The 11,978-nt window shown below is 72.1% G+C and carries 10 protein-coding genes; 4 read left to right on the forward strand and 6 right to left on the reverse strand.

Annotated features, from left to right (window positions below; genetic code table 11):
- Window positions 1-34: 34 nt before the first annotated feature.
- Together ACOZ90_RS02685 and ggt are read right to left on the reverse strand one after the other, a co-directional pair.
- Entirely contained in the window at window positions 35-1,057 is a 1,023-nt protein-coding gene (locus ACOZ90_RS02685) for a hypothetical protein (protein ID WP_422892093.1), read from the reverse strand.
- A 74-nt stretch (window positions 1,058-1,131) separates the two neighbouring features.
- Window positions 1,132-2,835: a gamma-glutamyltransferase gene (ggt, locus tag ACOZ90_RS02690; protein ID WP_422892094.1), complete on the reverse strand. Its 1,704-nt coding sequence runs from the start codon at window positions 2,833-2,835 to the stop codon at window positions 1,132-1,134.
- A 128-nt stretch (window positions 2,836-2,963) separates the two neighbouring features.
- Here ggt and ACOZ90_RS02695 point away from each other — a divergent pair, with 128 nt between their 5' ends.
- Window positions 2,964-4,832 (forward strand): Tle-like phospholipase domain-containing protein, encoded by a 1,869-nt coding sequence (locus ACOZ90_RS02695; RefSeq protein ID WP_422892095.1) that lies wholly within the window; start codon window positions 2,964-2,966, stop codon window positions 4,830-4,832.
- Window positions 4,833-4,888: 56 nt separating this feature from the next.
- Entirely contained in the window at window positions 4,889-5,620 is a 732-nt protein-coding gene (locus tag ACOZ90_RS02700) for an ankyrin repeat domain-containing protein (RefSeq protein ID WP_422892096.1), read from the forward strand.
- Between the two features lie 42 nt (window positions 5,621-5,662).
- On the opposite strand, the gene ACOZ90_RS02705 is transcribed toward ACOZ90_RS02700, so the two are convergent.
- Window positions 5,663-6,289, reverse strand: coding sequence for a tetratricopeptide repeat protein (locus ACOZ90_RS02705; RefSeq protein WP_422892097.1), 627 nt, complete (start codon window positions 6,287-6,289; stop codon window positions 5,663-5,665).
- A 259-nt stretch (window positions 6,290-6,548) separates the two neighbouring features.
- Between ACOZ90_RS02705 and ACOZ90_RS02710 the strand changes: the two genes are divergently transcribed.
- Window positions 6,549-7,604, forward strand: coding sequence for a hybrid sensor histidine kinase/response regulator (locus ACOZ90_RS02710; protein ID WP_422892098.1), 1,056 nt, complete (start codon window positions 6,549-6,551; stop codon window positions 7,602-7,604).
- Here ACOZ90_RS02710 and ACOZ90_RS02715 read toward each other — a convergent pair whose 3' ends face one another.
- Window positions 7,605-7,955, reverse strand: a complete 351-nt coding sequence (locus ACOZ90_RS02715) for a hypothetical protein (RefSeq protein ID WP_422892099.1) — start codon at window positions 7,953-7,955, stop codon at window positions 7,605-7,607.
- A gap of 107 nt (window positions 7,956-8,062) precedes the next feature.
- Complete coding sequence (gene hrpB / locus ACOZ90_RS02720; protein WP_422892100.1) at window positions 8,063-10,543, reverse strand: ATP-dependent helicase HrpB; 2,481 nt, start codon at window positions 10,541-10,543, stop codon at window positions 8,063-8,065.
- A 35-nt stretch (window positions 10,544-10,578) separates the two neighbouring features.
- Here hrpB and ACOZ90_RS02725 point away from each other — a divergent pair, with 35 nt between their 5' ends.
- Complete coding sequence (locus ACOZ90_RS02725; protein ID WP_422892101.1) at window positions 10,579-11,388, forward strand: TatD family hydrolase; 810 nt, start codon at window positions 10,579-10,581, stop codon at window positions 11,386-11,388.
- Between the two features lie 13 nt (window positions 11,389-11,401).
- Here ACOZ90_RS02725 and ACOZ90_RS02730 read toward each other — a convergent pair whose 3' ends face one another.
- The gene (locus tag ACOZ90_RS02730; protein ID WP_422892102.1) at window positions 11,402-11,920 is read right to left on the reverse strand and encodes a hypothetical protein; all 519 of its coding nucleotides are present in this window, start codon (window positions 11,918-11,920) and stop codon (window positions 11,402-11,404) included.
- Between the last annotated feature and the right edge of the window lie 58 nt (window positions 11,921-11,978).

The following is an 11,978-nucleotide window of genomic DNA, read 5'->3' on the forward strand; positions in this document are numbered from 1 at the left end:
CGCGCCATGCGCGCGAAGCCGCGTGACGCGTCGGTTAGCGGCGCGGCGGCTGCCAGCCCGCGGGCGGATCCAGCGGCACGCCCGCTTCGGCGAGGATGCGTTCGATCAGATCCTGCTCGGTGCGCACCTGCGGGTCGGCCAGCAGGCGCACGAACTGCGGCGCGCCATCGCGCGGCTGCTGGCTGGAGATGCGGCCCCATTCGAGCATCTGCCAGTCCGTGCGTCGCTGCAGGGCCTGGACTTCGGCCCGCTCGGACGCGCTGCCCGCCATCTGCCCGAGCATGCCGATGCCCACCATCCGCCCCAGGCTGCTGTCCGAATGATCCACCAGCACACGGGCCAGGTGGGCACAGTCGGCGGCGCGGCCGGGCGTGGAGCGCAGGGCGCCGTCCTCGCAGCCCTGGGTGAGCGGCTGCAGCGACGGCATCGCCACCGCCGCCCACAGCGCCATCGCGCTGATCGCCGCGTACTCCTCCAGCGTGCCGCCGTCGTCGCCGAACATCACCGCGCGCTCCGTGGCGCTGGGCGGGTGCCGCAGCAGGGCCGACTGGATCCAGCGCACCTGGTCGTACATGTGCAGGTCGAAGCGGCGCAGGCCGCGGGCTTCGGCGAACACGGCGTCCGCACCGTCCTCCAGCAGCAGCCGCGGGGCGATGTTGTCCGGCTCGGCCCGGGCCCAGCGCTGCGCCGCCTGTTCGCGCAGCGCGGCGGCGGACTCCGACCCCATCATCAGCATCGAGTTGGCGATCACGTCGGCGCCGGCGCCCTGCGCGGCGGCCTGGCGCCAGGCGTTCGAGGTGGCGTCATCGGGGAACCCGCCCCCGGCATCCATGCCGGTGGCCATGTCGCGCAGCACCGCGGCCAGCGCCAGGTCGCGCGGCTGGCCGGTTTCAGCCAGCAGCACGGCGATGCGCTGCTGGTAGTTGCGCCACACCCGCTCGGCGGCAACGGCCTGGGCATCGGTCGGCTGGCCCTGGGCGGATGGCTGCTGCGCGTGCAGCGACGGCGCGGACGCGGCCAAGGCAAGGGCCAGGACAAGGGCGAACCTTCCATTCATCGTGCTTACTCCGTTCATATCCCCAGATCTTCGCAGATCCCGCCCCGGTAGGAGCCCGCCATGCGCGCTTCTACCTAGAATCCCGCCGCCTGGCCGTCCTTGCGCGATTCGCTGGCGCCGATCCAGCCGCCGTGCGGATTCACCTGGATGGCCTGGTAGCCGCCGTAGGGGCCGTCGGCGAACTGCACCCTGTGCCCCTTGCGCATCAGCGCGCGCACCGTGGTCTGCGGGAAGCCCGATTCCAGCTCGACCCTGCCACCGTCGGTCATGGCCCGGTTGCCGCCCACCGGCTCGGCCGAACCGTCGTGGTGGATGCGCGGCGCGTCGCCGGCCTCCTGCAGGTTCATGCCGAAATCGATCATGTTGAGCAGGATCTGCACGTGCCCCTGCGGCTGCATCGCCCCGCCCATCACCCCGTAGGACAGCCACGGCTCGCCGTCCTTCGTCACGAAGGCCGGGATGATGGTGTGGAACGGCCGCTTGCCCGGCGCGTAGGCGTTGGGATGCCCTGCATCGCCGAGCACGAACTGCTCGCCGCGGTTCTGCAGGATGAAGCCCAGCCCCGGCGGCGCCATGCCGCTGCCCATGCCGCGGTAGTTGGACTGGATCAGCGAGACCATCATGCCGTCGGCGTCGGCGGTGGTGAGGTAGATGGTGTCGCCTTCGTCCAGCTGCGCCGGCGTGCCCGGCTGCACCTGGCGGGCGGCGCGGTCGATCGACATCAGCTGGCCGCGTTCGGCGGCGTATTGCTTCGAGATCAGCCGGGTGACCGGGGCAGGGTGGAAGTCCGGATCCGCGTACCAGCGCGCGCGGTCGGCAAACGCCAGCTTCTTGGCCTCCACGAACAGGTGCACGTGCTCCGGGCTGCCGAAGCCGTAGGACTGCAGGTCGTAGGGCTCGAGCAGGTTGAGGATCTGCAGCGCGGCGATGCCCTGGCCGCTGGGCGGCAGCTCCCAGACATCGAAGCCGCGGTAGTTCGTGGAGACCGGGTCGACCCAGTTGCCCTCGTGCGCGGCCAGGTCTTCGTAGCGCAGGAAGCCGTCGTTTTCACGGAAGTACGCGTCAATCGTCCGCGCGATATCGCCCTTGTAGAACGCATCCCGCCCGCCCTCGGCGAGCTGTTGCAGGGTGTCGGCCAGGTTCGGGTTGCGCCAGGTCTCGCCGGTGGCCGGCGCCCGCCCGTCGATGGTGAACTGTTCGGAAAAGCCCGGCCACTGCGACAGCACCGGCACCGAGCGTGCCCAGTAATGGGCAATCACCTCGTGCACCGGATGGCCGTCGCGGGCGTAGCGGATGGTCGGCGCCAGCAGCTCGGCCATCGGCAGCCGGCCGAAGCGCCCGTGCAGGGCAAACCAGCCGTCGACCGCGCCCGGCACGCTCACCGGCAGCGGCCCGCGCGGCGGGATCGCCTCCAGCCCGTGGCGGCCGAACTCGTCCATCGTCAGCGCCTGCGGCGAGCGCCCGGAGCCGTTGTAGCCGTGCAGCTGCCGGGTGCGCGGATCCCACACGATCGCGAACAGGTCGCCGCCGATGCCGTTGCCGGTCGGCTCCATCAGCCCCAGCGCGGCGTTGGCGGCGATCGCCGCGTCCACCGCCGAGCCGCCGGCCTGCATCACGTCCAGCGCGATCTGCGTGGCCAGCGGATGCGAGGTCGCGGCCATCGCCTTGGGCGCATACACCTCGCTGCGGGTGGCGAAGGGTTCGCCGGTGATGCGGTCGGCGGCGCAGACCGCCGGGGCAACCGCCAGGGCGAGGGCGGCGAGCAGGAATCTGGGCATGGGCATGCATTCGGCGGGGAACGGGCCTCCACGATACCGCCGCGGCGCCAGACCTAGGGTTTCCCCCGTCTTGAACCGGCGCAGGACGCTGTCAACACTGGGGCAACCTCAGCGCACGGACTGCCGGCATGAACACGATCAACCCGCTGTCGAACGCCATCGACATCGCCCGCATGATCGCCCAGCAGGCGCTTTCACAGCAGCAACAGCAGCCTGCCCCCGCCCAGCAGCCGGCCGTTTCCCTGCTGCAGAACCAGCAGCCCGAGCCCAGCTGGCATCCGCAGGTCGCCCCGCAGACGCTGCAGGCCGGCTCCACCGGCAGCTGCAGCCCGGCCAATTCGAACTACGGGCCCGACGGCTTCAGCGCCTACGTGCACGGCCAGCAGGCGCAGGAGCTGGACGTGGACTTCATGCGCATGTCGCACGCCGCCTACGGCGCCGAGGTCGACCTGTGCGGCTGGACCGAGGTTACCCAGGACCAGCTGGTGGCCGAACACGGCTGGGATCCGGAGGTGAAGCTCGACGTGCCGGACAGCCAGTTCAGCGCCACCGTGTTCACCGATGGCGAAGGCAACTACGTGCTGGCCTACCGCGGCACCGCCGACGGCGCCGAGGACTGGATCACCAACTTCGAGCAGGGCGCGGGGATCGAGACCACCAGCGGCGAGTTCGAGCTGCTGGCGCCGCAGGTGGCGCAGCAGTTCGCCCAGGCCCTGGGTGACGGCAACCCGCCGGGCAACCTGGCCATCACCGGCCACTCCCAGGGCGGCGGCCTGGCCGCGGTCGGCTCGCTGGTGACCGGCATCCCGGCGGTGACCTTCGATGCTTCCGGCATCCACCCGGACACGTTCGACCGGCTGGGGCTGGACATTGATGCGGCCCGCGAAAACGCTGAAGGCGGCCAGATCCGGCGCTACTCGATGTACGAGGACGCGCTGACCCAGCTGCAGGAGAACATCCCCGGCGTGTCGCTGCTGGTGCCCGAGGCGATCGGCCACCAGATCGTGCTCAAGCCCGAGGGCGAGATCGACCAGGGCATGATCGACCGCGCCCTGGAGCATCCCTCGATGCCGGACTGGGTGACCCCCGAGCTGGCCAACACGCCGGGCGTGAAGCAGCTGATCCGCGCGGTCATCAGCCACGACCAGCAGATCATGATCGACACCATGGAGCAGCAGCAGCCCTGGCAGGACGGCTGGACGAACCCCCAGCAGCCGGGCGGGGCAAGCCTCAATGACCTGGTGCCGCAGTCCGTCCAGGACGACTACCAGCGCAACGTCGCCGACATGGCCGACGACGTGCAGGGCGTCATCGACGACCAGTTCGCCAACGGCAACTACGTCGAAGGCACCATCAGCATCCTCGGCGACTTCGGCGAGGGCTTCCTGAACTCGGTCGGCGACACCGTCACCGGCTATGCCGGCGAGCTGTCCGACGGCGTGCGCGACCAGGCCGGCCAGTGGGCCGACAGCCTGGAAGGCCGTGGCCCCTGGGGCGTGGGCAGCCTGGGCTCGGCGGTGATCGAGACCGTGGGCAACGGCGGCGCCACCCTGATCGAGAACACCGGCGCTGCGTTTGAATGGGCCTCCGACCAGACCGGCGAGCTGTTCGAGACCGTCGCCGACCTGGGCGGCCGCGGCGCCCAGGCCGCGGTGGACGGATTCGTGACCACGGTCGAAGCGATCGGCGACGGCGTGGACACCGTCACCAACGCCGTCTCCACCGCCACCGACTACGCGCTGGAGAAGGTCAGCGACGGCTGGAACACCGTGACCGGCGCCGTCTCCGTGGCCTGGGAGAACACCACCCAGGCGGTCTCCTCGGCCTGGGACACCGCCACCGACGTGGCCGGCTCGGCCTGGGATGCCACCGTTGACACCGCCACCGATGCCTGGAACGCCACCACCGATGCGGTCGGCACCGCCTGGGACACCACCACGGACGCCATTTCCGGCGCCGCCTCCTGGGTCAACGACCGGATGCCGTGGAACTGGTGAGTACGCGCGCACACCGGGGTGACATCGGCCCCGGCACCCGGCACGATTGAACCGGCATGCATGTGTCCAGTCTCCCGATCCTGCTGCTGACAGCGCTGCTGTCCGGCCCCGCCTGCCAGAAGGCCACGATGAACGAATCCTCCTTCAACGACGCCAGCACGGCGCAGCTGGCCGACGCCGTTGCCCGTGGTGACAGCTACGCCATCCGCAGCCAGCTCGAATCCGGCGGTGGCCCCGACGCCCAGGGCGAGGGCGGGCTCAACCTGCTCCAGCACGCGATCCTCTCGCGCAGCCGCGACGGGCTGCAGGCCCTGCTCGAGAACGGCGCCGACCCCAACCGCCACGGCTACGACGGCAGCACCGCGCTGCACACCGCGGCCATCGCCGACGACCCGGCCTACCTGGAGCTGCTGCTGGCCAACGGCGGCAACCCCGGCGTGGCCCACGCGGTCACCGGCGAACAGCCGCTGGCCAAGGCGGTGGGGATGCGCACCACCCGCCAGTTCCAGGCCCTGCTGGAGGCCGGCGCGGATCCGAACGCGGCCGACCGCACCGGCAACACCGCCCTGCACCGGGCGGCCATGGTCAATGCCGGCGCCCACGTGCTGGCGCTGCTGGAAGCCGGGGCCGACCCGCAGGCGAAGAACGCCCAGGACGCGACCTTCCAGTCGTATTACTTCCGGGTTCCGGAGAACGTGGTCAACGAAGAGAGCCGCGGCCACCGCAGGGCGGTGACCGAGTGGCTGCGCGGGCACGACGTCCCGCTGGAAGCCAACGTTTCCCCATAGCCGGCGGCGCCGGGCCCCTGCCGGACGCCTGCGCCAGGGCCACTACGGCCAGGTCGGCGGATCTTCCACCCAGGCCGCGTGCACCTGCTGCAGCGTGGCCCGCTCGTCCTCGCGCCATCCGGGCAGCAGCGCCGCCAGGTCGGGGTTGACCCAGCGGTCGGGCCAGGTGCGCACTGCCGCGGCGTACCAGCGCCGGGCCTCGTCGCGGCGATCCAGCCGCCACAGCGCGAGCGCGAACGTGGCCGGCACCCACTCCGGGTTCTGCGGGCGGTTCATCGACGCGCCCAGCCACTGCTCCAGCGCTCCGGCGTGGTCACCGGTGCGGTACAGGTTCCAGCCGTAGTTCCACTGCACCGAATTGCGCAGGGTTCCCCGGCCCAGCGACTCCAGCAGCTGGTCGTAGAGCGCGCGCCCGGTGTCGGCGTGGCCCTGGTTCATCGCGATGTGGGCGAGCTGGGCCTGGGCCGACTGGGCGTTGCGCTCGTTGCGCTCGATCATGCGCAGCAGCCGCTGCTGGGCCGCCTCGTCGTCGCCCTCCAGCGCGGTCACCGGCCGTGCGACACGCACGTCCTCGTCGAAATAGAACTCCCCCGGGCCGGGCACCTGCTGGCCGGCGGCAGCGAACGGAACAACAAGCAGCGCAAGGCTGAACAGAATACGTAAACGCATGATATCCAATGGACTCCCTATCCCCCGCGGCATTGTAGCGCCATCGTCAAGCCGGCGCGGACGGGCCGGCATCGGCCACAGCGGGCCAGCGACGGCGCGGCCGGAGGCAGCTGAATCGTTCATCGCAACCTTTCACTGCCGGTTCGCCAGACCGCATCGACGGCGTCGCCAACGGCCGTTTTTTTGCTAACTTGACCCGTATCGCATTCACTTACGTGACGGAATGTTCAAGGGCGGCAGTCCTCCCGGCAGGATCCTCGTGGTTGACGACCAGCCGGGCAACCTGCGGGTGGTGGGCGCACTGCTGGAGCGCAACCAGCACGAGGTGCTGACCGCCGGCAACGGCATGGAAGCGCTGCGGATCGCCGCCGAACAGCTGCCGGACCTGATCCTGCTCGACGTGATGATGCCGGACATGGACGGCTTCCAGGTGCTGGCCGAGATCAAGCGCGACGGCGCCCTGATGCGGCTGCCGGTGGTGTGCCTGACGGCGGCCCGCGATCGCGAACAGCTGCTGCGGGCGTTCGATGCCGGCGCGGTCGACTACGTCACCAAGCCGTTCCTGCCCGAGGAGCTGCTGGCCCGGGTCAACGCCCACCTGGGCCTGAAGCTCGCCCGCGACCGCCTGGAGCGGGTCGCCCGCGAGCGCCAGCAGCTGGTCAACCTGGTGGCGCACGATCTCAAGAACCCGCTGAGCAGCGTGCTGTTCGCGGTCGACATCCTGCGCAACGACGGGGTCGCCGAACACCGCATCCCGCGCTATCTGGAAACCATCCACGACAGCGCCAGCGACGCCATCGGCTATATCCGCCTGTACCTGGAAACCCAGCGCGCCGCGCGCCGCAGCATCGACGATGCGGTGGCGGTGGTCGCCGACGTGCTGGAGGTGCTTGAGCGCCGCTACGGGCTGCAGTTCGAAGCGCGCGGCCACCAGCTGCGGGTGAAGGCCCCCGCCGACGCGCGGGCGGCGATCGATCCGGTGGTGCTGCGCCAGGTGGTGGAGAACCTGGTCAGCAACGCGCTCAAGTACGCTCCGGACAGCGACCTTGAAATCAGCTTCCGGCCCGGCGCGCCGGGCTACGTGCAGCTGGTCGCCGAAGACCGCGGCCCGGGCATCCCGGCGGCAAGGCAGCGCGAGCTGTTCCAGCCGTTCTCGCGCCTGCACGCGGAGGCGGCCGCGGACGACATGTCCACCGGCCTGGGGCTGAGCCTGGCCCGGCAGATCATTGCCGAGGCCGGCGGCAACCTCTGGTACGAGGATCGCGAGGGCGGCGGTTCCCGCTTCATCATCGAGCTGCCCGCCCCCAGGGACTGATCAGACCGCTTCGTCACCACCGTGGGTGGTCGGCTCGCGCCGGGTGGTGCGGCGGGCCTGCACGCGGCGCGCGCTGCCTTCGATGGCCTCGTTCTCGGCTTCCTTGCGCCGGCGGTAGGCGTACACGGCAATGCCCGCGGCCGCGGCCATGACCGCAGCGGCGGCGGTGGCGCTGATGACCGGGTGGCGGCGCGTGGAGCGGATGACGGCCCTGCTCCCGGCGCGCGCGGCGCCCACCGCGACGCCGGCCTTGAACCACTTCTGGGCGTGCCCGGGGACGTGGCGGATGCCGTCGCCCAGCTGTCCGGCCAGCTGCAGGGCCCTGTCCTGGATGGAATCGAATCTGCTCATGGGGGTTCCTTGGACTGGTTCGGCGGGCCAGCGCCCGCATGGCTGGGGAGTATCGGCCTGCGACCGTTGCAGCAGCGTGAGCGCAGCCGCCTGGCGCTGAACGGATTCTAGCCGCGCGGCCGCGCGCGGTGGGTCGGCCGGGCGCTCCAGGGATCCTCGGGCCACGGGTGCTTGGGGTAGCGGCCCTTCATCTCCCTTCGCACCTCCGGCCAGGTGCGTTCCCAGAAGCCGCGCAGGTCGCGGGTGACCTGCAGCGGGCGGCCGGCGGGCGAAAGCAGGTGCAGGGTCAGCGGCACCCGGCCGTCGGCGATGCGCGGGGTCTCGGCCAGGCCGAACAGTTCCTGCAACTTCACCGCCAGCACCGGCTCCTGACCGAAGGCGTATTCGATCCGCCGCTGCTGGCCCGAGGGCACTTCGATGCGCTCCGGCGCGAGCGCGTCCAGGCGCTGGCCCTGCGCCCAGTCCAGCAGCGACTTCAGCGCGCTGGACAGCTCGCCCGCGGCCAGCGCGTCCAGCCGCGTCCTGCCGGCGAAGGCGGGGGCGAGCCACTGCTCCAGGCCGTCCAGCAGGGCCTGGTCGGACAGATCCGGCAGGCCCAGCTCCGGCATCCATTCGCGCAGGCAGCGCACGCGCTCGCGCCACTGCTGCAGCTGCGGACTCCACGGCAGCGCCTGCAGGCCGCGCGCGCGGACGGCTTCCACCAGCGCCGCGGCGGCCTGGTCGGGATCGATGCGTCCGCCGGGCCGGCTGTCGAGCACGATCGCGTCGAAGGCGCGCACCCGCTCGGACACCAGCGCGCCGCGGGCGTCGTCCCAGCGCACCTGGTCACGCTCGGCGAAGCGGCCGGCAAACGCGGCGCGCAGGGCCGCCTCGTCCACCGGCGCGGCGCGCAGCACCAGCGCATCGCGCGGATCAAAGCGCAACTCGACGATGGCCAGCCACGGCTCGCCGAACAGCGCGCTGTCCTCGAACAGCCGCGCCATGCGCCCGTTGGCGAGCTGGTAGCGCCGCGGATCGGACGGATGCTGGCGGGCGATGCGGTCGGGGAAGGCGTGCGCCAGCAGGTCGCCGAGCGCGTGGGCGGGAACGTGCGAAGGCGGCGGCGCCGACACGCGCAGGCGCTTTCGCCACTGCTTCGCGGCGGCGTCGATTGCCGCCAGCGCGCCGCGGCTGGCCCCGCCGGCCACGCGGCCGTTGCGCAATCCCGCCAGCGCCTGCCAGCGCGCGGCCAGCGCGTCGCCGCCGCCCGGCAGCGGATCGCGCGCCTCGACCAGGGCCACCAGGTCGCAGGCCAGCGCGCCGCGCGCGCCGCCGCCGGCCGCCAGCAGCATCGCCGCCAGGCGCGGATCGGTGCCCAGCGCCAGCATGCGGCGCCCCGCAGGGGTGATCGCGTGGCCCGCATCAAGCGCGCCGAGCCGATGCAGCAGGTCGCGCGCGGAGGCCAGCGCCCCCGGCGGCGGCGGGTCGATGAAGCGCAGCGCGTCGCTGCCCCAGGCCGCCAGCTCCAGCGCCAGGCCGGCCAGGCCCGCCTGGGCGATCTCCGGCCGCCGCTGCGACTCCAGCCGCTGCGACTGCGGCCACAGCCGGTACGCCCAGCCCTCGGCCACGCGACCGGCGCGGCCGGCGCGCTGGTCGGCCGACGCCTGTGAAACCGGCACCACGTCCAGCCGCGAAAAGCCGCTGCCCGGGTCGAAGCGCGGCTCGCGCGCCAGCCCCGAATCCACCACCGTGCGCACGCCCGGCAGGGTCACGCTGGACTCGGCCACGTTGGTCGCCAGCACCACCCGCCGGCGCCCATCCGCGGCCGGGCGCAGCACCCGCGACTGCTGCTCCACCGGCAGCTCGCCGTGCAGGGCCAGCACCTCGGCATCGATGCCACCACCGTCCAGCATCGCCTGCACCCGTGCAATCTCGCGCCGCCCGGGCAGGAACACCAGCACGTCGCCCGGATGCCCCGCCAGCGCCTGCGCGACCGCCCTGGCCGCCTGCCGCTCCGGCGCCTCGTCGCGGCGCGGCGGGAAATGCGCAACCTCCACCGGGAACGCGCGCCCCGCGCTGGCCAGCCGCGGCGCGTCCAGCCGCGCGGCCAGCGCCTCGCCGTCCAGCGTTGCCGACATCACCACGATCCGCAGCTCCTCGCGCAGGCCCGCCTGCACGTCCAGGGCCAGCGCCAGGCCCAGGTCGGCCGCCAGGTGGCGTTCGTGGAACTCGTCGAACAGCAGCGCGCCGATGCCTTCCAGCATCGGGTCGTCCTGGATCATGCGGGTGAGGATGCCCTCGGTGACCACCTCGATCCGGGTGCGGGCCGAGGTGCGGTTCTCGAAGCGGATCCGGTAGCCGACGGTTTCTCCCACCGGCTCGCCCAGCTGCGCGGCCATGAACGTCGCCGCCGCCCGGGCGGCGACCCGGCGCGGCTCCAGCATCACGATCCTCCGGCCCTGCAGCCAGTCGGCATCCAGCAGCGCCGGCGGCACCCGCGTGGTCTTGCCCGCGCCCGGCGGCGCTTCCAGCACCAGGCGCGGATGCGCGGCCAGGCTGCGCAGGATCTCCGGCAGCAGCGGGTCGATGGGGAAGGCCTGTTCGCTCACCCGGGCAAGGATAGATCCCGGCCTACAATGGCGCGATGGAATTGATCGATATCGGCGTCAACCTCAGCCACGACAGCTTCGACCACGACCGCGACGCGGTGATCGAGCGCGCCCGCCAGGCCGGGGTGGCGCGGATGATCGTCACCGGCGCCAGCCGCGAGCATTCGCCCAGGGCGCTGGAACTGGCCCGCGCGCACCCGGGCGTGCTGTACGCGACCGCCGGCGTGCATCCGCACCACGCGGTCGAATACACCGCCGAATGCGACGCCGAAATGCGCGCCCTGCACGCCCATCCCGAAGTGGTGGCGGTGGGCGAATGCGGCCTGGACTACTTCCGCGACTTCTCTCCGCGTCCCGCGCAGCGCAAGGCCTTCGAGCGCCAGCTGGAGATCGCGGCAGACCTGCGTGACCAGGGCCACGGCAAGCCGCTGTTCCTGCACCAGCGCGACGCGCACGAAGACTTCCTCGCGATCATGAAGGACTTCGAAGGGCGCATCGGCCCGGCGGTGGTGCACTGCTTCACCGGCAGCCGCGAGGAGCTGTTCGACTACCTCGACCAGGACTGGCACGTGGGCATCACCGGCTGGCTGTGCGACGAGCGCCGCGGCCGCCACCTGCGCGAGATCGTCGGCAACATCCCGGCCCACCGGCTGATGGTGGAAACCGATTCGCCCTACCTGCTGCCGCGCAGCCTGCAGCCGATGCCGAAGGATCGCCGCAACGAGCCGATGTACCTGCCGCACGTGGTGCAGGAGCTGGCCCGCGACCGCGGCGAGGACGAGGCCGCCACCGCCGCTGCCACCACCGCCACCGCGCAGGCGTTCTTCCAGCTGCCCGCGGCCTGAGCCGCGGCCGGATTCAGGGCGGCGACTGCGACATCTTCTGCATCATCTCGCCCATCCGCCCGGCCTCTTCCTCCATCTCGATCAGCCGCGCGCAGCCTTTTTCCAGCTCTTCGGGCGGCTGTGCCGCGATGTTGTCCTCGGCGTGACGGCGAGCCCAGTCCCACACCGTGTCGAAGCCGTCCGCGTCCACCCCACCGGCGGTCATCTCGGCCCGCTGGCCGGCCCGCATCCGGCCCAGGCTGGCCTGGTCGTGCTGGCCGCAGGCCTCGCCCAGCGCGTGCATGGTGGCGCCGATCTGCACCGCCACCGCCCACGGCGCCATCCGTCCGTCCGGCTCCAGGCCTTCGACCGGCATCTCGTCCGAAAGCGGCTCGGGCTCCGGCGCGGGTGCAGGTGCAGGCGCGGTCACCGCCGGCGCAACGGTGGCTTCTTCCCCCGGATCATCGCCCCCGCCGCCGCAGGCGCCCAGCGCGAGCGCCAGCGCCGCGGCGAGCGGAAACAGCCGCAGCTGCGGCCAGGCACAACGTGACATGGGACTCCCCTCCCGTCTGCGTTGAGCCGAGCATACCGGCGCGGCAGCCGCCGCGCGC

Origin of the sequence: Luteimonas dalianensis, from assembly GCF_049339425.1 — a bacterium.
Classification (GTDB): domain Bacteria; phylum Pseudomonadota; class Gammaproteobacteria; order Xanthomonadales; family Xanthomonadaceae; genus Luteimonas; species Luteimonas dalianensis.

Coding starts and splice junctions, on each gene's coding strand:
- ACOZ90_RS02685 (WP_422892093.1), bottom strand. CDS start 1,057: ATGAATGGAAGGTTCGCCCTTGTCCTGGCCCTTGCCTTGGCCGCGTCC.
- ggt (WP_422892094.1), bottom strand. CDS start 2,835: ATGCCCAGATTCCTGCTCGCCGCCCTCGCCCTGGCGGTTGCCCCGGCG.
- ACOZ90_RS02695 (WP_422892095.1), top strand. CDS start 2,964: ATGAACACGATCAACCCGCTGTCGAACGCCATCGACATCGCCCGCATG.
- ACOZ90_RS02700 (WP_422892096.1), top strand. CDS start 4,889: ATGCATGTGTCCAGTCTCCCGATCCTGCTGCTGACAGCGCTGCTGTCC.
- ACOZ90_RS02705 (WP_422892097.1), bottom strand. CDS start 6,289: ATGCGTTTACGTATTCTGTTCAGCCTTGCGCTGCTTGTTGTTCCGTTC.
- ACOZ90_RS02715 (WP_422892099.1), bottom strand. CDS start 7,955: ATGAGCAGATTCGATTCCATCCAGGACAGGGCCCTGCAGCTGGCCGGA.
- ACOZ90_RS02725 (WP_422892101.1), top strand. CDS start 10,579: ATGGAATTGATCGATATCGGCGTCAACCTCAGCCACGACAGCTTCGAC.
- ACOZ90_RS02730 (WP_422892102.1), bottom strand. CDS start 11,920: ATGTCACGTTGTGCCTGGCCGCAGCTGCGGCTGTTTCCGCTCGCCGCG.